Source organism: Paraburkholderia solitsugae (assembly GCF_013177695.1).
GTDB classification, from domain to species: domain Bacteria; phylum Pseudomonadota; class Gammaproteobacteria; order Burkholderiales; family Burkholderiaceae; genus Paraburkholderia; species Paraburkholderia solitsugae.
Window position 1 is genome coordinate 27,815 of the sequence record NZ_WOEY01000059.1, and the last position, 19,050, is coordinate 46,864.

14 protein-coding genes are annotated in these 19,050 nt (G+C 62.1%); 6 read left to right on the forward strand and 8 right to left on the reverse strand.

The window, feature by feature from the left end:
• Positions 1-142: 142 nt before the first annotated feature.
• Positions 143-601 (reverse strand): response regulator, encoded by a 459-nt coding sequence (locus GNZ12_RS14850; protein WP_172311034.1) that lies wholly within the window; start codon positions 599-601, stop codon positions 143-145.
• Between the two features lie 657 nt (positions 602-1,258).
• Here GNZ12_RS14850 and GNZ12_RS14855 point away from each other — a divergent pair.
• Positions 1,259-3,589 carry a hybrid sensor histidine kinase/response regulator gene (locus GNZ12_RS14855; protein ID WP_172311035.1) on the forward strand — a complete coding sequence of 777 codons (2,331 nt, stop codon included), beginning with the start codon at positions 1,259-1,261 and terminating at the stop codon, positions 3,587-3,589.
• 203 nt (positions 3,590-3,792) lie between these two features.
• Here the strand turns inward: GNZ12_RS14855 and tkt are convergent, their stop codons facing one another.
• The 5 genes from tkt to GNZ12_RS14880 form a co-directional block, all read right to left on the reverse strand.
• Positions 3,793-5,877: a transketolase gene (tkt, locus tag GNZ12_RS14860; protein WP_172311036.1), complete on the reverse strand. Its 2,085-nt coding sequence runs from the start codon at positions 5,875-5,877 to the stop codon at positions 3,793-3,795.
• Between the two features lie 213 nt (positions 5,878-6,090).
• Entirely contained in the window at positions 6,091-7,386 is a 1,296-nt protein-coding gene (locus GNZ12_RS14865) for a c-type cytochrome (protein WP_172311037.1), read from the reverse strand.
• Positions 7,387-7,388: 2 nt separating this feature from the next.
• Positions 7,389-8,999, reverse strand: coding sequence for a GMC family oxidoreductase (locus tag GNZ12_RS14870; protein ID WP_172311038.1), 1,611 nt, complete (start codon positions 8,997-8,999; stop codon positions 7,389-7,391).
• Between the two features lie 3 nt (positions 9,000-9,002).
• Entirely contained in the window at positions 9,003-9,452 is a 450-nt protein-coding gene (locus tag GNZ12_RS14875; protein ID WP_172311062.1) for a sugar dehydrogenase complex small subunit, read from the reverse strand.
• A gap of 88 nt (positions 9,453-9,540) precedes the next feature.
• Positions 9,541-10,626: a porin gene (locus GNZ12_RS14880; protein WP_172311063.1), complete on the reverse strand. Its 1,086-nt coding sequence runs from the start codon at positions 10,624-10,626 to the stop codon at positions 9,541-9,543.
• 511 nt (positions 10,627-11,137) lie between these two features.
• Here GNZ12_RS14880 and GNZ12_RS14885 point away from each other — a divergent pair.
• Both GNZ12_RS14885 and GNZ12_RS14890 read left to right on the forward strand, forming a co-directional pair.
• Positions 11,138-12,364: an AAA family ATPase gene (locus GNZ12_RS14885; RefSeq protein WP_172311039.1), complete on the forward strand. Its 1,227-nt coding sequence runs from the start codon at positions 11,138-11,140 to the stop codon at positions 12,362-12,364.
• 22 nt (positions 12,365-12,386) lie between these two features.
• On the forward strand, positions 12,387-14,129 hold the full coding sequence (locus tag GNZ12_RS14890; protein WP_172311064.1) for a cobaltochelatase CobT-related protein: 1,743 nt from the start codon (positions 12,387-12,389) through the stop codon (positions 14,127-14,129).
• A gap of 64 nt (positions 14,130-14,193) precedes the next feature.
• Here GNZ12_RS14890 and GNZ12_RS14895 read toward each other — a convergent pair whose 3' ends face one another.
• Positions 14,194-15,042 carry a class II glutamine amidotransferase gene (locus GNZ12_RS14895; protein ID WP_172311040.1) on the reverse strand — a complete coding sequence of 283 codons (849 nt, stop codon included), beginning with the start codon at positions 15,040-15,042 and terminating at the stop codon, positions 14,194-14,196.
• A gap of 75 nt (positions 15,043-15,117) precedes the next feature.
• On the reverse strand, positions 15,118-15,795 hold the full coding sequence (locus GNZ12_RS14900) for a MarC family protein (protein ID WP_172311041.1): 678 nt from the start codon (positions 15,793-15,795) through the stop codon (positions 15,118-15,120).
• A gap of 348 nt (positions 15,796-16,143) precedes the next feature.
• On the opposite strand from GNZ12_RS14900, the gene GNZ12_RS14905 reads away from it, so the two are divergent.
• The 3 genes from GNZ12_RS14905 to GNZ12_RS14915 all read left to right on the forward strand — a co-directional run bounded on the left by GNZ12_RS14905 (position 16,144) and on the right by GNZ12_RS14915 (position 19,014).
• The gene (locus tag GNZ12_RS14905; protein WP_172311042.1) at positions 16,144-16,359 is read left to right on the forward strand and encodes a DUF3311 domain-containing protein; all 216 of its coding nucleotides are present in this window, start codon (positions 16,144-16,146) and stop codon (positions 16,357-16,359) included.
• Positions 16,356-17,828: a sodium:solute symporter family protein gene (locus tag GNZ12_RS14910; protein WP_172311043.1), complete on the forward strand. Its 1,473-nt coding sequence runs from the start codon at positions 16,356-16,358 to the stop codon at positions 17,826-17,828. The genes GNZ12_RS14905 and GNZ12_RS14910 overlap by 4 nt, the downstream gene beginning before the upstream one ends.
• Before the next feature lie 538 nt (positions 17,829-18,366).
• Entirely contained in the window at positions 18,367-19,014 is a 648-nt protein-coding gene (locus GNZ12_RS14915) for a glutathione S-transferase family protein (protein ID WP_172311044.1), read from the forward strand.
• Positions 19,015-19,050: the final 36 nt, after the last annotated feature.

Consider the following 19,050-nt stretch of genomic DNA (forward strand, 5'->3'; position numbering starts at 1 on the left):
TTTGTGCCAGGGGTTTTTGCTTAAGAGTGCGCCGTAGCGAATTGTGTGCATCCGATCGCTTGCCGCGATTGACTGCAACTACGGGAAAGCGTCATTAAACATTTTTTAAACGGTTCAAGCTTTTTCAACCACGACGCCAAGTTTACGGCGGCCCGACGGCATGCATCGCGGCAGCCGACTCGAGCAAGCGTAAGAGGCGCTCCGGCGTCAGGGGTTTGGCACAATGCGCGTCGAAACCCGCTGCCCTGGCACGGGCCCGGTCTTCGCGCGATGCAAAAGCCGTACAGGCCACGAGCAGCATGTCCGACGTCGACGCGTTGGCCCGCAGGCGGCGAGCCAGCTCAAGCCCGTCGAGGCCGGGCATCTTGATGTCGAGCACAATGGCGAACGGCTGCCACTCACAGGCCATGCCGCACACGGCGAATGGATCTTCCAGCGCGCGGCACTCGAAGCCATCTGCATTCAGGAGCATCTGTAGCGCTTCGGCCGCTTCAAGGTAATCGTCGACCACGAGCACGCGACGGTTGGATGCCATCGCATACTGAATAGGACGCCAGACCACGACGTCATCGTTCTCGTCCATTCTGTCGTCGAACGTCACCGTATTCTCCCTGGTTTCTTCTTAGTGCCGTCTTTGGGCACTGAGTAATATGCTCGCAAGATTCGCTCCCGCCGCGCCGCGAACGCTTATCGCTCGCGAGGCATTCGCATCGGTTTTCGCCACGCTACGCCCGACGCACCGCCGCACACGCTTTACCTCACCACCATAGCTCACTGGGCGAACTGCCGCTTCCTGATTTATGCTCTCTTGACTCATCCCCATACACCGTGCGCAAACACGGGATGTTGCGTTGAAATATGGATGAAACGCACTTCCGTCGTGCATGCCGCCCTTGCTGCGTGCATTGCGCATAACTTCGTGTTCACCTCGACATCATCAGCCCGCTATATACGGGCGAATATAGTCACTTCAAGTTGGGGAAAACACGCCAACTTCGGTTTAAAGCACACACGGAATTAGTCGGAAAGCGGTATCGTGTTAAGGAATCCTGCTTACGGGTTATCCCGCACGGCTTTCGATAAAAACCTTCATACTGCGGTAACATTCCCATAGATACCGGGCCTGGCGTATTCGTCGCATAGCCCGGCAGGCCACAGGACTCGACAATGAGCACCAGCACGCGCAACAACATAAAAAATTCGGGCAGCGGGTCCTCGAACCTTGCCGCCTTTCTCGAGCCGATGAGTCTGTAAGACGATGCAAAGCACGCACCGTCCGTTGCCCTCCTCCGATGCCTTGTTCGAGCACGCCGCCTGCGGCCTGCTCGTGACCGCTACCGACGGGCGGATCCTGCGCGTGAACGCAACCTTCTGCGGCTGGCTCGGCTATCAGGCGGCGGAGCTCACCGAGGCGATGCACATTCAGGATCTGCTGACCGCCGGCGGCAAGGTGTTCTATCAGACGCACGGATTGCCACTGCTGGATATGCAGGGTTCGGTGGCCGAGGTCAAACTGAACATGCTGCATCGGGACGGCCACATGGTGCCGATGCTGCTCAACGCGGTGCGTCGCGATAACGGCGAAAGCAGCTACCTCGAAGTGGCGGTGCTGATCGTCGCGGATCGTCACAAGTACGAGCAGGAGCTGCTGCTAGCGCGCCGCAACGCAGAAGCCTCTGTCGCCGCGCATCAACTTGCGCAGAAAGAACTACAGGAAAGCCGTGACGTGCTGAGCCTCGCCATGCGCGGGGCACGCATGGGTGCGTGGTCGCAAGAGCCGAAGTCAGGCGCATTCTGGTGGAGCCGCGAACTGGAAGCGCTCGCGGGCTATGCCGAAGGACGTTTTGCGACAATGCCTGGCGGTTTTTTCGAATTGATTCATCCCGGCGATCTGATTGCGCTCAACGAGGCGGTCGACCATGCCGTGGCAAGCGGCGACGACTACGTCGCCGAATTTCGCTTCCGGCATGCAAGTGGAGACTGGTGCTGGATGGAAGGCCGCGGTCGCGCCACCTACGACCGCCAGGGCGAGCCGCTGACGATCTACGGCCTCGGCATCGACGTCACCGAACGCAAGGACGCGCAAACTGTACTGCTACGCCAGGCAGCGATTTTTGAGCACCTGAGCGACGCGATCGTCATCACCGACCTGAGAGGCAACATCACCGATTTCAACGCCGGTGGCGAGCGCATGCTGGGTTACCGCATGCGCGAAATTCTCGGCAAGCCGATCGCGATGTTCCATCCGCCGGAAGATGCGTTACGCATCCGCCGGGAAGCGCTCGCCGCCCTCGCCGCCGACGGCACGTGGCGCAGCGAATTGACTTTCGTGCGGCGCGACGGCACACGCGGGGTTTGTGAAACGGTGGTCAAGCCGCTCGCGAACGCCCGCGGCGACATCTACGGCGCGGTGAGCGTGAGCCGCGACATCACCCGGCGCAGGCGTGCCGAACAGCAATTGCAGCGTCTGAATCTGGAACTCTCAAAGGCCGATCGCCGCAAGGACGAATTTCTCGCCACGCTCGCGCATGAGTTGCGCAACCCGCTCGCGCCGATGCGCAATGTGCTCGAAATCCTGCGTCTGAAGGAATTCGCCGACCCGCAACTGAGCTGGTCTCGCGACGTGTTCGACCGGCAATTGCAACACATGACGCATCTGGTCGACGACCTGCTGGAAGTGTCGCGCATCACGCAGGGCAAGCTCGAATTGCGCAAGCAGCGGCTCGAACTCGCGCGCGCGATGCAATCCGCCATGGAAGCGGCGCGGCCCACCGTGCAGGCGTCGGCACATCATCTGAGCGTGACGTTGCCGCGCGAGCCGCTCTACCTCGACGCCGATCCCACACGCCTCTCGCAGATGATCCTGAACCTGCTGAACAACGCCGCCAAGTACACGCCGCCTGGCGGCAACATCTCGCTCACCGCGGAGCGCGAAGGCGACGAAGCCGTGATCGTCGTGCGCGATTCCGGCATCGGTATTCCGAGCGAGCATCTGGACAGCGTGTTCGAAATGTTTTCGCAACTCGCCCCGGCGCTGGAGCGCTCGCAAGGCGGGCTCGGCATCGGCCTCGCGTTGGTGCGCGGCCTCGCCGAACTTCACGGCGGTACGGTCGCCGCGTTCAGCAACGGTCCGGGCAGCGGCAGCGAGTTCGTGATCCGTCTGCCGCTATCGAAAGCGACCCCGGAGCCGTCGCATAGTGCGCCGTCCGAGGTGCCGCACACGGCGGGGTTGCGCGTCGTGATCGTCGACGACAATACGGACGCCGCCGATAGCCTCGCCATGGTGCTCGAACTCGAAGGCCACGAGGTACGCACGGCCGGTGACGGCATTGCCGGGCTGCAACTGATCGGCGAATTCGCGCCGCGGGCGGTGATACTCGATATCGGCTTGCCGAGCCTGAACGGCTATGAAGTGGCGCGGCGCATTCGCCAGGATCATCGCGACGCCGGCATGCTGCTGATCGCCGTCACCGGTTGGGGCCAGCAGCAGGACAAGCAGACCGCTGAAGAGGCCGGCTTCGACCATCACTTCACCAAGCCGGTCGATCCGCGAGAATTGCAGCGGGTGTTGAGCCAGCAACAGGATTGAGTGCCCGTGGCTCATCGGGTTTGTGCGGGATAGCTGGCTGTCACTCCTCTGCTACCCCGCGGGTATCTCGCTCGTGCCCCGCTGTTGCAACTCAGCGCGATGCCATCGCAACACGCGCGATGGCACGGCCGGCAAGCCTGGAATTGCAGCGAGGCAGACGTTCGCTCAGCCGTGATACCGGTGCGAACGTCTGCCAACACGGCCTAAGCCTTGCTGCCCTTTTCCTTCACCCGTGCGATCTGCTGCTTCGCCACCTCATACACGTGCTCGGACGTGAAGCCAAACTTCTTCTTCAGGTCGGCGAACGGCGCGGAGGCGCCGAACGAATGCATCACCACCAGCCCGCCGAGCCGCCCGACATAGCGGTCCCAACCCAGCGCCGCCGCCTGTTCGACCGCGACGCGCGCCTCCACATCGGGCAGCAGCACCGAGTCCTGATAGGCCGCATCCTGTTGCTCGAAGATGTCCCACGACGGCATCGACACCACCCGCGCCGCGATCCCTTCGCTCTTGAGCTTCTCGTAGGCGTCGACACACAGCGACAATTCGCTGCCCGTGGCGAGCAACATCACCTCAGGCTTCTGCCCGTCAGGCGCATCGGCGAGCACATACGCGCCCTTCTCCACGCCTTTCGCTGACGCATAGCGGCTGCGGTCCAGGGTCGGTAACGCCTGACGCGACACGACAATGCACGACGGCCGCCGCGGATGCGACATCGCCACGCGCCACGCTTCCGCGACTTCGTTCGCATCGCCCGGACGCAGCACGGTCAATCCCGGCACGCCGCGCAGCGACGCCAGTTGCTCGATCGGCTGATGGGTCGGACCATCTTCGCCGACGCCGATCGAATCGTGCGTGAACACGTAGATGGCCGGCACTTCCATGATCGCGGACAGGCGAATCGGCGGTTTCATGTAGTCGCTGAAAATCAGGAAGGTCGAACCGAACGGCCGCATATTCGACAACGCGAGGCCGTTCACCGCGGCACCCATTCCGTGCTCGCGAATCCCGAAGTGCAGGTTGCGGCCGCCATAGTTGTCGTGTTCGAAGCTGCCGGCGCCTTCGAATTTCAGATTTGTCTTGGTGGACGGCGCGAGATCGGCCGCACCGCCGATCATCCAGGGCACGCGTGCGGCAATCGCGTTCAGCACCTTGCCCGACGAATCGCGCGAGGCGACGCCCTTCGGGTCGGCATCGAACGTGGGGATGTCGCTGTCCCAGCCCGCGGGCAATTCATGCGCTTCCATCTGGGCGAACTCGCGCGCCAGTTCCGGGTACTGCTGGTTGTACGCCTCGTACTTTGCCTGCCACGCCTCTCGCGCCGCCTTGCCGCGCGCGCCGATGCCCTGCGCGAAACGTTCATGCACGCCGGCCGGGACGTAGAAGAATTTGTCCTCGGGCCAGCCATAGGCTTTCTTGGTGAGCGCGACTTCTTCGACACCGAGCGCTTCGCCATGCGCGGCGGAGGTGTCCTGCTTATGCGGCGCGCCCCAAGCGATGATGCTGTGGACCACGATCAGCGTCGGCCTGTCCGTGATGCTTTTCGCTTCCACCAACGCGGCTTCGAGCGCGGCGGTATCGTTCGCGTCGTTCACGTGCAGCGTGTGCCAGTTGTAACCGCGGAAGCGGCTCTCCACGTCGTCGCTATAAGCGAGGTCGGTGTGGCCCTCAATGGTGATGCGGTTGCTGTCGTAGATCCAGATCAGATTAGACAATTGCAGATGGCCGGCTAACGAGGCCGCTTCATGCGAGATGCCTTCCATCATGTCGCCGTCGCCGCATAGCGCGTAGACGCGATAATCGAACAGCGGCGCATCCGGCTTGTTGAAGCGGTTTTCGTACCAGCGCGCCGCCATCGCCATGCCGACGCTATTGCCCAGCCCCTGGCCGAGCGGCCCGGTGGTCGTTTCCACACCGGAGGTCAGGCGGTACTCGGGGTGCCCCGGCGTCTTGCTGCCGAGTTGGCGGAAATGTTCGATATCGTCGAGCGAGACAGCGGGCGAGCCGGTCAGCTTGCCCTCGTCGTCCACGGCCTTCACGTTTGCCAGATGCAGCAGCGAGTACAACAGCATCGACGCATGCCCCACCGAGAGCACGAAACGGTCACGGTTCGGCCACAGCGGCTCGTCCGGATCATAGCGAAGGTGGTTTTGCCACAGATGATAGGCAACCGGCGCCAATGCCATCGGCGTCCCGGGGTGACCGGAATTGGCCTTTTGCACGGCGTCCATCGATAGTGTGCGAATCGTGTTGATGCACAGCTGGTCGAGGGCGGGATCGTTTTGCATGGGACACTCCTTGTTCGGCGGTTGGAACGTCGCCGGGACGCGCTGGTTCGGCGCGGCCGGCGAACCGTGTTCGCGTGGAAGAACGTGGAAAGAACGCATGAGGACCACAAGGCCCATCGATGATGCGCCGATGCGCGCAAAACTGCACGGCGCTTTACATCCAGTGCCCCGTTGTACCAGTACCGACGATCAGAGCGTGTCCTTTCAATCCGCTTAACGCAGTTTCGCGACGTCCTTGTCGCTCACCCGTGTTGCCGCCGGATTACCGAATTGCGTCGTCACGTAGTTCGTCAGTGTGACGACCTGCGCATCGTTCAACTGCGTGGCGAAGGCCGGCATGCCGACATCGTTGCTCGCGGTTTTACGCGCCACGCCGTGCAGGATCACCTGCACGAGGTTGCCCGGATTGGACGCCCCCACCGTCGAGTTGTGCAGCAGCGGCGGATAGTAACCGTCGGGCGTGCCCTTGCCTTGCGCCTGGTGGCAGGTCGCACAGTTGCCGAGGTACAGGCGCGCCGGATCGAGCGTGCCGTCGCTCAGTGCAACGCCGCGCAAACGCGTGACCTCAGTCGACGGCTTGCCCCATGCGCTACGGGGTTGCGAACTGCCGCCGTCCACTGCCGGCACCGTGCGCACGTAATTGGCGATCGCGTCGATATCCGCGTCACTCATCTTTGAGAAGCTGTGCTCGACGGCTTCGCCCATCGGACCGGCCGCTTGCGCGACGCCCGGCACGCTGCCGGTTTGCAGATACTGCACGAGCTGCGCGTGGCTCCACCCGCCAATGCCGCTATTGACCGACGACGTGATGTTGTAGCCATCCCAACCCGCCAGCACCGAGCCACCGAGGAAGCCGCTGCCGGTTTCGTCGAGCGCCTTCTCCTGCATCGCGAAGCCGCGTGGCGTGTGGCAGGTGCTGCAATGCGCGAGGCCTTGCACGAGATACGCGCCGCGATTCCATGCAACGCTCTGGTTCGGCTTGGCTTCGTACGGGCCGTTCTTCAGGAACAGCCAGTTCCATACCGTCAGCGGCCAGCGCATGTTGAGCGGCCATGGAATGTCGCTCTGGCGCGTGACCTCGTTCACCGGCGCGACGCCATAACGGAAGTATGCGTACAACGCCTTCACGTCGTCATTGCTCACCTTCGCGTAGGACACGTACGGCATGGCTGGGTACAGATTGTGGCCGTCCTTCGAGACGCCTTTGCGCACCGCGCGATCGAAGTCCGCGAGCGTCCATGTGCCGGTACCGGTTTGCGGGTCCGGCGTGATGTTGCTCGAATAGATCGTGCCGAGCATCGGCACTTTCAGCGGCAAGCCACCGGCAAACGGCTTGCCCTTGACCGTGCTATGGCAGGCCATGCAATCGCCCGCAGTTGCGAGGTATTCGCCGCGTTTGATCAACGCGGTGTCGTTGCTACTCACCGAACTAACAGAATCGTCGGCCGGCGCCAACACGGGCCAGGTCAACGCACCGGCCAGCAGCCAGAAAAAGGTCTTTTTCAGCACGTTCAAACTTCCTTCTTCAACTGGTCGGCCATGCGGAGCGCCAGTGCGGCAATGGTCAGCGTCACGTTGACGGTGCCGACGGTCGGCATCGTCGCGCTGCTCGAGATGAACAGGTTCGGGTGATCGAAGGTCCGGCAATGCTTGTCGACCACCGAATCGCGCGGGTCGCTGCCCATGATCGTCGCACCCGTGATGTGGTTGTTCGGCGCGAACTCGTCCTGATACTCGATCTCCGTGCCGCCCAGCACCTTCGCCGCGTTCGCGTAGACCTCTTTCGTATGGACTGCGCCGCGCTTCACGTAATCGTCGATCGCATAGGTAATCTCCGGGCGCGGAATGCCGATCGCGTCGACTTCCGTCTTGCTCGGCACGATGCGGTTTTGCGGCTGCGGCAGGATTTCGTGGAAGCAGTCGAATTCGACAAAGCGCGCCGAACGGTCGCGAATCTGCGCGTCCAGTTCGGCCGGCTTGATCAGCTTGCCCTGCTTGAAAATCTTCTGCGTTTCCTGATCGATGCGCGACAGGTTCGACAAGTGGATCTTCTTGGCGGCCTCGTTCGCACGGAACGCGCCGTCGCGAAAGCCGATCAGCGAGGTCATTTCCTGCGGACCGCGGCCGGGCCAGAGTTTCTCGTCCGCGTAGAACGTGACGCCCGTGCCCGGGTGGTCCATCAGGTTGCGGCCCACCATGTCGGAGCTATTGCCCACCCCGTTCGGGAAGTCGTGGCTGGTGGACATCAGCATGATCTTCGGCGTTTCGATACCGTTCGCGGCGAGCACGAAGTACTTGCCTTCCACGCGATGCTCGTTGCCCTGCGGGTCCTTATACAGCGCGGCGGTAATGCGCTTGTCCGTACCCACTTCGAGCTTGTAGACGACCGCGTTGTCGATCAGCTTCGCGCCGGCCTGCTCCGCCTTTTCGACGTGCACGATGCCGTTGTACATCGCGCCGATCGGGCAGATCGGCATGCAATTGTTGTTGCCGCAACAGGTTGGGCGGCCGTCGTACGGACGGCTGTTACGCGCGACCGGTTCAGTCACGACGTGATAACCCGAGTCGAATGCGTTGAGCTTGCTCTTGATGGTCTGCTCGTTATACGACAGCGGCAGTGGCGCCATCGGATACGGCTGGCTGCGTGGCGAACCGAGTTCTTCGTCTGTGGGACCCCACACGCCGAGTTCTTCTTCGGCACGCTGGTAATACGGCTCCAGCTCTTCGTATGCCATCGGCCAGTCACGGCCCACGCCATAGGTGGTCTTCATGCGGAAGTCGTTCGGCATGAAGCGCCAGGCGGACGCGGCCCAGTGCCACGTCGTGCCGCCCACCGCGCGGATGTACTGCGAGTTGAATTTGTGCTCGCCCTTCAGGATCAGATAATTGTTCGGCGGACCGTATTCCGGATGCGGCGCCCATGCGCTCGACGGATACGGCGCCGAGTTATCCGACTTGTCGAGCTGATTGCGAAAGCGCTCGACGATCTCCCAACGCGGCATGCGCGGCCCGGCTTCGAGCAGGATCACGGACTTGCCCGCGAGCGCCATTTGATGCGCGACGATCGCGCCCGCGACGCCCGACCCGACAACGACGATATCGGCTTGTTGTGTGTCAGCCATTGCTTAAGCTTGCCTTTCGATGGGTTTGGCGGCCCAGAAGCCGGGCTTGTTGGGGCAGTACGAACGAATGATCAGCGTGTCGGAGACCACGTCGTACATCAGCGCCTGTTCATACGTGATCACCGCGTTGTCCACCGTGCCGAGATACCAGGCTTCCATGATCTTCAGCGCGAGCGACTGTTGCGCGGCATCGGCGGAACCGGCTGCGAGCGCACCGGCGAGCTTCGGCAACTGCTGCGCGAGATCGGGCGCGGACTTCTGCAACGCGGCTAGCAGACGCATGCCGACATCGCGATCGAGACTGGACCTGGCCGTCAGGGATTGCGACAGCGTCATGAAGGCGTCGATGGGCGCGGCCGCCGAGTCGTCGGCCAGCGCCTTGAGCGTGAGCGAGCCGGTCAGGCCGGCTGCCGTCAACGCGAGCGCGCCTTGCAGCCAGCGGCGGCGCGTCATCGTGGACGGTTCATCGCTCGCGGCGAACTCGCCGTGAGAGTCTTGTGGAGTCAATGGTTGTGTTTCCCTTGTGAGGCGTTCTGGTACGTTAGAACTGATGCAACATCCCGACATACGCGCCGGTTTGCGATTCGCCCGCGAGCGGACTCGTGTTATTCGTGGCGTCGCGCGGCGACGCTTCAAGCGAAAAATTCGAGTTGCTGCCGTTGCGCACATAGCCCACCGTGCCGTACACGAAGGTGCGCTTCGAGAGGTTGTAGGTCGTGCCGAGCACGTACATCATCGCGTGACCGGACGGGTCGTGCGCGGCATCGCCACCGCCGTCGCCGACCTTGATGTAGTAGCCGCCCGCCGTCACCGCCCAACGCGACTGGACGTTGTAGGTGGCGCCGAGCCAGTAGTGATCGGCGCTGTCGGCCACGCCCACCGGCGTGTCCGGCGCCGCGTAATGCGTATAGGCGCCCTGGATCTTCCACGCGTCGAAATGCACATTCGCACCGGCGAAATATTCGCGCGAGGCCTGGAAGATGTTGCTGAAGCGGCCGTTACTGTCACGCAGTTCATCGTAGATACCGCGCACGTCGAAGAGCGGCGAGTGATACGTGAGCATGATGCCGTCGGAGCGGCCAAACTCGCCCGCCGCACCACTGTTGAACGCGCCCGCCTGATTGCCGAGGGCATATTGCGCCTGGACGTCGAAGCCCCATAACACCGGGCTGTGATACTCGACGTTGTTGCTGGTCTGCTGCCAGTTGCGACCACGCACGAGCGACGCCGACGAAAATGCCTGCTGCACGAACGGGTCGAATTCCCACACCCCGTCGCTATCGATGAACAGATTGCGCCCGGCTTGCAGCGTACCCCACTGGTTGTCTTTCAGACCGACGAACGCGCGCCGTGACCACAACCGTCCGCCACTGGTGGTGCCGTTCATGATCTGCAGACCGGTTTCCAGGTTGAATATCGCATTGAGCCCACCGCCCAGATCTTCATTGCCTTTCAGGCCCAACATGCTGGTGCCCCAATCACCGCCTTCAGCACTCCAACGGCTCGAACTGCCGCCCGCGCCATTGTTGATGTGATTCAGATATTCCACGCCGCCGTCGAGACGGCCATATAACGTCACGCTGGTTTGACCGTATGCCAGAGGACTTGCCACCGCGAGAGCAGCCATTAATTTTGTATGTAGTCTCATTGTTTTGCCGTGAGTTTCTTCTGTCGAAATGATGGGCAAAGCCGACTGCCGATGACTCAAAACTACTCACCCGGCCGCACCACTAACACTACGATTCAAATACGCCAAGCCGCAGACCGGCGGTGCAAAGCCCCTCCGCGCGGGCCTCGCATATGCAACAGAACGGCATGGGCAATGACCTGTTGCGCATACCGGGTTATGCCGGCGTGATGCCGAACCGAATTCTTTTGAAAATAGGATGTTGTAAAACTACACGCTTCGCGCACGCACTATAGGTGATCGACGCTTCATAGCCTATCCGTTTCACGCAATAAACTTTTGCCGGCGGCGCGCTCGACATTGAAAATCCGCGGTTGAATCGGCGCGCCCCAAAAGGAAATCACAGTCCGGGAGATCGAAAGGTACTCACGATAAGATAGTCGGTCATTGGGTCTCAGCCAAATGGAAACGCATTACTTGTTTTTTGACCTTTTATCATTTGCCACTTGCCATGAACGCGCCTGAACTGACCGAAGACGAAAACCTGGGCCTTTACCAACGCGCGACCGAAAACGGTGCGGAGTGGTGGCGCGTCAGCGTGGCGGACCGGCCGGAAAACTATCGACTGGAGCATGGGGTCGATGACGGCAACGGCGCCGGATCGGTCGATATCGATCTGGTGGTCGACGCGGAAAACCTGCGCGCGAAGCTGAAGAAGTGGCGCCGCGAGGGCTTTGCGATCGATACGCCCGACGCTTCGGACGACGCGGGCACAGCGGAACGGGTGGCCTTCATGCCGGAGTTGAGGCGCGTTGCGGCGCTGGCCTCGGCGGCGAAGCGCCATCCGCAGGTGGAGGGCACGGGCGAAACCGTGCGCATCGGTCATGTCGACGTGCCTTGCGGCCTGCACAATCCGCTCGTGCCGCGCGTCAATCCGGCCTATCTGTTCTCCGAACGCTTTAACGACATTGTCGAAGATATCGTGGAGAACCGGCGCGTGATGCTGATCGGTCACACCGGCGCTGGCAAGACCAGCCTGATCGAACAGGTCGCCGCGCGCTCGCATCACGGCGTGTTGCGCTCGAACATGAATGGGCAAACCACCGTCGGCGATTTTGTCGGATTCTGGACGGTCAAGGGCGGCGAGACGATCTGGGTAGACGGCGTGCTGCCCACGGCGATGCGCGAAGGCATCTGGCTGATCGTCGACGAAATCGATTTCGCCGAACCGTCCATTCTCGCCGCTCTCACCGCCGTGCTCGAACCGCACGGCCGCCTCGTACTGAAAGAGAAAGGCAACGAGATCGTCGCGCCGCATCCCGCGTTCCGGCTGTTCGCTACCGCAAATGCGGTGGGTGCGATGAGCCAGTTCCGCCACCTGTATCAGGGCGCGAATCTGATGAACGAGGCGTTTCTCGATCGCTGGCGTGTCTACATGCTGGACTATCTGACGCCCGCCGAAGAAGCCGACGTGCTGATGCGCACCCTCGCCCCGCATATGACGCGCGCGCTCGCCACCACCCTCGCCGCGATTGCCGCCGACTGCCGCGCGGCGTTCGCCCGCGAAGACCTGTCGAGCGCGTTCTCCACACGGCGCCTGCTCGACTGGGCCGAGCTGATGCTGCGCACCGGCGACCCCGAACGTGCCGCCGGTCCTGCGATTTACGCGAAGGTCAGTCCCGAAGACGCGGCGCTCATTCGCGGTATCGTTCGCCACCACATCGCGCCAGCCGCCTGAGACGCTAACCACAATGAGTGCAATGCATGCAACGCGCGACACGCAAGGCTTCGCGTTTGAATCGACGCTCAGCAAGGTGGCGCGCGTGCTCACTGGCCAATACGGCGTGACAGTCGCGTTCAGTCCGGATGGTCCGCGTGTCGAACCCGGCCGCATCGTGATTCCCGACTATGAGTTGAGCGGCGACGTCGAGCGCGACGTGGTGATCGGCTATCTGGATCTGTTGGTGGCGCGCGCCAAGCATTCATCGCTCACGCAGATGGACGCGCTGCCTCCCGGCGTTGCAGCGAATCTCGCGCAGGTGATCGAGGATCGCCGCGTCGCTTCGCAACTGCTCGACGCGTATCCGGGCGCGCGCTGGTTCATCGGCAAGCTGCGTGTGCATGCCGCCGAGCAGGCACGGCAGCGCTGGCCGAAACTGCATTGGCGCGACCGGCTGGTCTGGCTGGTGGAGCGCGCGCTGTGGGACGAAAAACCGACCCTGACCGAAGCGAGTCATTCACTGCTGGCCGCGCTACACGCCGCGCAGGATCTGCTGGACGAGTCGCGAAGAAGCGGTTCGACCGCGCATAGCATCGCGGCGGCGCAAGCCCTGGTGGCGCGCGTGCGGGCTTTGTCGGCGGGCGATGTCAACAGCATGGTGTTCACCGCGGACCCGGTTGAAGACATTGACACGGAAACCGCCGCATCGTCGTCCGCGCCGCTTAACGATGACGACACCGCGCTGCCCGACCAGGACAACGCGGCCTCTCCTCCGTCCGATAAAAGCGGTGGCGCGCAAGCGGAGAATGCGGTCGGCATGGGGCAATCGCTGGCCGATGCGCAGCAGCCATCGGCACGTTCCGATGGCGTTGCCGGTGCAGCATCAGGCGCTGCTCGCATGCAGTTGTCGATTCCGCTCGCCACCGAATTCGATGAAATCACCGACCTCACCGGTCAGGGCGACAGCGCAACATGGCGCGAGCTTCGCGCACAGGCCCGTGCGGATACCGCACCGCTCAAGGAGAAACTCGAACGCGCGCTGAGCGCCGACGAACGCACCCGTTGGCGCCGCGAGCAGGAGCGCGGCGAAATCGATCGCACCGCGCTGGCCAGGCTGGCAACCTCACCTGGTTACCGCACGCCGTTTCGCACGCAACGGGTGGCTAAAGGGCGCGACGTCGCCGTGACCTTGCTGATCGATCGTAGCGGTTCGATGGCCGGGCGCAAGATCGAGCTCGCGCGCCTGTGTGCGACCGCGCTGTGCGATGCGCTGACGCAATTGTCGTTCGACTGCGAAGTGCTCGGCTATTGCTCGCTCGAGTCCGCGCCGATGAAGCAACTCTATGAGCGGCAACGGGCGGCCGGCGCGGATTTGCGGGGCTATAACCGCTTTGTCGAGCGGCTCGATCTGAAAGTCTATAAACGCTTTGGCGCGACGGATTTGAGCGGCATCGCCAGGATCGATTGTGGTCACGAAAATCCGGACGGCGAGGCGCTGGCCTGGGCCGCCACGCGGCTGGCCGATCATCAAGCCGAGCGACGCATCCTGATCGTGTTCTCCGACGGCTATCCGTCGACCGGCGACGGCGACCCGCAGGTATTGCGCAGCGATCTGCGCGAACGCGTCGCAGCGATCCAGAAACGCGGCATCGAATTGCTAGGGATCGGTGTGCTAACTGATGCCGTCGAGGATTTCTATCCGCACAACGTGGTGGTGAGCCGGCTGGCCGAATTGCCGTCGACGGTGTTATCGGTGTTGAGTTCGATGCTGCTGACGCGCTAGCGCATCGAAACGCCGCTCGCCTTTCGGAGCGCAAAAAGGCTGCGATCTGAGGCGTCGTTCCGCGCTACGCCATTTTGGGTTCGACCAATTTGGGTTCGAACGAATACTGCTCGATCTCGCCGCCCCGCGCGACCACGGCCGTGCTCTCCGGAATCTCCTCCCACCACCCCGGCAGATCCGCGAGCGGCTCCGACAACACCAGAAAGGCGTCTTCACCCACCACCGCGATGCGCGGGTCGTCCGGATACAGTTCGTGCAGATGCCGGAACGAGGTGCTGTGGAAGAGCGAGCGAGACTGTCTTTCGCTCGAATAGCGAACCGCGACGATCTGCTCGCCGTCGGTTGCGCAAACGGTCATGTTCAGCGGCTCATCGATATCGTGTTTGCGCCCGATGTCCTCGACAAAACCCACCATCCGCTCGAGCGCGGTGACCGGCGCGAGTTCGAGACCGAAAGTCAGCGCCAGAAAAAACAGCACCTCGGAATCCGTCGAACCTTCGACCGACGGAAACAACTCAGGATCGATCGCCAGCATCAGATCGCGGCGTACCACCGGAAAGTTACGCACCAGCCCGTTGTGCATAAAGAGCCAGCGGCCGTAACGGAACGGATGACAGTTGGTTTCCTGCGACGGCGTGCCGGTGGCCGCACGGATGTGCGCGACAAACAGCGGCGCGCGGATCGCCCGCGCGGCCTCGCGCAGATTGCGGTCGCTCCATGCGGGCTGGATGCAGCGGTAGCGAAACGGGATGTCGGTCGGATGACCGTACCAGCCGATGCCGAACCCGTCGCCGTTCGTGGTGGTCTGGCCGAGCCGCGAATGCAGGCTCTGGTCGATCAGGGAGTGCTTGGCGTTGAACAGCACCGTTTCGAGTTGAAGCGGGTTGCCGGTATAAGCGAGCCAACGGCACATGAGATTCCCTCCTGTCACGACGAAATGTCCGACGAACCTCGCACAGCCTCGAATAGGCTCGCGTGCCGCCGTTCGCTATTTGACCACGGGTTGCATCTGGGCGATCGGTATCAGGAACTCCGAAAACCCGGTCAGGATAATCTGCACGCCGATGCACAGCAGCAGAAACGACGAGACGCGCATCGCGACCTTGGTGCCGTCCACGCCGAGATACTTCGCGAAAACCACTGCCCGGCTGTAGATCAGGTAGACGGTGAAGGCCACAAGGATCGAGATTGCCACCGACGCAATGCTCGACAGCACGAACGCCGAGAGCTTATGCGTACGATTTGCGGTCAGCGCAATCGCGGTGGCGATCGAACCCGGCCCTGTGGTGAGTGGCATGGTGAGTGGGAAGAACGCCTTCGACATGGCGTTATCCGAATCCACGCGCTTGACTGCCGGCTGCTCAGCCGGTTGCGTGTCGGGCGCATTGAGCATCTGCCAGCCGCCGACGGCAACCGCGAGGCCCCCGCCGATACGCAATGCCTCCATGGAGATGCCGAAGAAATGGAGAATCGGGGTGCCGACAAAGAACGCGACGAGCATCACGCACATGACATTGAAGGCGATTTTCTTGGCGAGCGCGGTGCGGTCTTCCGTGGTGAGCGATGCAGTCCGGTCGAGAAAGACGAACGCCATGCCGATTGGGTTGATGATGCTAATCAGCCCGGTGAAGCCAAACAGGACATCCGAGATCAGACTTTCGACCATATGCGATCCGTTTCGGGCAGCGGCTCGGGCGGGCTGATTGATCGACTGCCCGCCGATGCGCCGCGCTGAGTTGAAGTACTGGATGCCTCCGGGCTATCCAGATTGATGCTCGCGTTACGTGGGTCAGATGATATCGCGGCGCGGCATGCAATTTGGTAAAAAAGGGGGCGATGCAAGCAGCGCGCCGCGTTGCACCGCAGCAGAGCCGTGCCAAAAGGATGCACGCACAACTTTCGGAAAGCCTACACTTTATTGACTGACTTTACGTACCTGAAGCATCAGGCATACAGTCCTCAGCGAAGCTGCACTTTCAACGAGACGTACTTACCCGTTCGAGGAGTTGTCCCCATGTTGCTTCGTGTACTCGCTGCGCTGCCGTTCGTCGGCATTCTGCTCGGCATCCCGTTTGTGAATCGTGTCGAGCCGCTGGTGCTCGGCATGCCGTTCGTGCTGGCCTGGATCGTCATGTGGGTGGTGCTGAGTGCGATCATCATGGCGATCGTCTACCGCCTGGACCCGAGCAACCGTCAGCTTGCTGTAGAAGGCGAGGAGGCCCGATCATGAGCGCACTCGTCATCATTGCGGCCATTACGCTGTTTGCGCTGTACCTGGGCGTGCGCGCGCGGCGCGGCCACGACATGAGTCTCGAGCAATGGGCCGTGGGCGGGCGCAGTTTCGGTACCGCGTTCGTGTTCCTGCTCATGGCGGGCGAAATCTACACGACCTTCACCTTCCTCGGCGGCAGCGGCTTTGCTTACGGCAAGGGCGCGCCGGTCTACTACATTCTTGCCTACGGCACGCTGGCGTACATCCTCTCGTACTGGATGCTGCCGCCAATCTGGCGTTACGCAAAGGCTCACCACATCGTCTCGCAGCCGCACTTCTTCGCGCGCAAGTACGACAGCCCAGCGCTCGGCACGTTGGTCGCGCTGGTCGGCGTGGCCGCGCTGATTCCGTATCTCGTGCTGCAACTCAAGGGCCTCGGCATCATCGTGGCGACTGCCTCGTATGGTGCGATCTCTTCGACTGCCGCCATCTGGATCGGCGCCGCGGTGGTGACGGCTTACGTGACCGTCTCCGGCGTGCGCGGCTCGGCATGGAATTCGGTGGTGAAGGATACGTTGATTCTGGCGATCGTGCTGTTCCTCGGCATCTACCTGCCGTTGCACTACTACGGCGGCTTCGGCAACATGTTCCGCGCGATCGACGCCGCGCGCCCGGGCTTCCTGAGCTTCCCGGCCAAGGGATCGAGCGTGATCTGGTTCCAGTCGACCGTGCTGCTGACCGCGATGGGCTTCTTCATGTGGCCGCACGCGTTCGGTTCGATTTTCACGGCGAAGGACGAGCGTATTTTCCGGCGTAACGCGATGGTGCTGCCGCTGTACCAGTTGATTCTGCTGTTCGTGTTCTTCGTGGGCTTTGCGGCGACGCTGAAGGTGCCGGGCCTGAAGGGTGGCGATATCGACCTGTCGCTGTTCCGTTTGTCGTTGCAGACTTTCGACCCCTGGTTTGTCGGCGTGATCGGTGCCGCGGGGATTCTGACGGCGCTGGTGCCGGGATCGATGATTCTGACGGCGGCGTCCACGCTGCTCGCCAACGACGTGTATCGCGGTATGGTGAGCCGCAAGGCGTCGGATGCGACGGTGGCGAACCTCGCGCGTTTCCTGGTGCCGGTTGTTGCGCTGGTGGCTATCGGGTTTACGCTGCACGGCGGCGAGACGATCGTGGCTTTGCTGCTGATGGGGTACAGCTTTGTGACTCAGTTGTTTCCTGCAGTGATCTGCAGTTTGCTGCCGCATAATCGGGCGACCAAGTATGGGGCGTTTTGCGGGATTCTGGCGGGTGTTGCGGTGGTGGCGCTGACCACTACCCTGCATTTGAGTGTCGCGCAGTTGATGCCGTTTTTGCCTGACGCGCTGAAGGATATCAATATTGGGTTTCTGGCGTTGGCCGTGAACATTATTGTGTTTGCTGTGGTGAGTGCGGTGACGCAACCTCGGCCGGCTGAGCAGACTCACGCGCCAGTGCATTAAGGCGAGTGCCTGCGGCCGCTTGTTGTTTGGGTGCCTGTGGGCGGTGGGATTTTCTTGAGCTGTTTTGCCTGCGCGGCGCTTTGTGTCTGTTTGCCTCGCGGTGTTGGCCTTTTCTTGATTTCTTATTGGTCTATTAGTGTCGCCCCTGTGCGGGGCGGCACTTACTTTCTTTGCCGCCGCAAAGAAAGATAAGCAAAGAAAGCGGCTCACACCGCCAGCTCATAAGCGGGTCCCCCGAGCAGTTGCGGTAGTGGTGCATCTGGAATCTGTGTTCTCGCACATTCGGCCTCGGTGACAAGGCCGTCATACCTCCGGCGGCGCTGCGCGCGCCGAAGAGCATTTCTTAAACCCACTACGTCTTGGCAGCAGCCTTTTACTCGCGACCGGGCCCGGCGTCGCGTCTCCGCCACCATGGCTGTTGCGGCTGGCTGTAACCTGGTTTCTCATGCAGCCTCTCGAGTTCGAGGTCTTCACGAATCGCGCTAGACTACGCCCGAATTAAAGCCGATCAACTCGAACGAGCATGCGGAGCGGATGAATGGACTACCTTCTTTACTACTCGCCGGGTGCGGCCAGCATGGCAGTTCACTGGATGTTGCTGGAAATGGGCATCCCGTTCGATACCCATCTCGTCGATATCAATGCCGGCAATCAGCGCAACCCGGACTATCTGCGGCTGAATCCCTCAGGCCGCGTTCCCACGCTGGTGGTCGACGGAACGCCACGCCACGAGTCGGCCGCGTTGCTCATGCTGCTGGCCGAGCAGCATCCTGAAGCCGCCCTCGCACCCGAAACAGGCTCCGCTGATCGTGCGGCGTGGCTGGAACTGATGATCTATCTGGCCAACACGCTGCTGCCCGCCATGCGCGACTGGTTTTACGCAGACATCGACGGCGATCCCGCCGGCGCCGAAGCAGTTCAAGCGCTTGCGCGACGCCGTATCGAAGAAGCCTGTGAGCTGCTCAATGCCCATCTCGCCGATGGTCGTGACTATCTGGTCGGCAGCAAGCTCACTACCGCCGATTTCCTCGCGGTCATGCTGATGCGCTGGACACGCAATATGCCGCGCCCCGCACTCGGCTGGCCGCACCTCGCGCGCTATATCCGCAGGCTGCGTGCGCTGCCCTCGTTCGTCGATTTGAATGCGCGAGAGGGGCTCACCGAATGGCGCAATCAGGACGATTGAGGCGCGCGCAACTCATTGGCTGCCGACGGTGGCCGG

Bases quoted from the DNA above. Each gene is read 5' to 3' on its own strand.
- GNZ12_RS14855 (WP_172311035.1), top strand. From the start codon at position 1,259: ATGCAAAGCACGCACCGTCCGTTGCCCTCCTCCGATGCCTTGTTCGAG.
- tkt (WP_172311036.1), bottom strand. From the start codon at position 5,877: ATGCAAAACGATCCCGCCCTCGACCAGCTGTGCATCAACACGATTCGC.
- GNZ12_RS14870 (WP_172311038.1), bottom strand. From the start codon at position 8,999: ATGGCTGACACACAACAAGCCGATATCGTCGTTGTCGGGTCGGGCGTC.
- GNZ12_RS14875 (WP_172311062.1), bottom strand. From the start codon at position 9,452: ATGACGCGCCGCCGCTGGCTGCAAGGCGCGCTCGCGTTGACGGCAGCC.
- GNZ12_RS14880 (WP_172311063.1), bottom strand. From the start codon at position 10,626: ATGGCTGCTCTCGCGGTGGCAAGTCCTCTGGCATACGGTCAAACCAGC.
- GNZ12_RS14885 (WP_172311039.1), top strand. From the start codon at position 11,138: ATGAACGCGCCTGAACTGACCGAAGACGAAAACCTGGGCCTTTACCAA.
- GNZ12_RS14890 (WP_172311064.1), top strand. From the start codon at position 12,387: ATGCATGCAACGCGCGACACGCAAGGCTTCGCGTTTGAATCGACGCTC.
- GNZ12_RS14895 (WP_172311040.1), bottom strand. From the start codon at position 15,042: ATGTGCCGTTGGCTCGCTTATACCGGCAACCCGCTTCAACTCGAAACG.
- GNZ12_RS14900 (WP_172311041.1), bottom strand. From the start codon at position 15,795: ATGGTCGAAAGTCTGATCTCGGATGTCCTGTTTGGCTTCACCGGGCTG.
- GNZ12_RS14905 (WP_172311042.1), top strand. From the start codon at position 16,144: ATGTTGCTTCGTGTACTCGCTGCGCTGCCGTTCGTCGGCATTCTGCTC.
- GNZ12_RS14910 (WP_172311043.1), top strand. From the start codon at position 16,356: ATGAGCGCACTCGTCATCATTGCGGCCATTACGCTGTTTGCGCTGTAC.
- GNZ12_RS14915 (WP_172311044.1), top strand. From the start codon at position 18,367: ATGGACTACCTTCTTTACTACTCGCCGGGTGCGGCCAGCATGGCAGTT.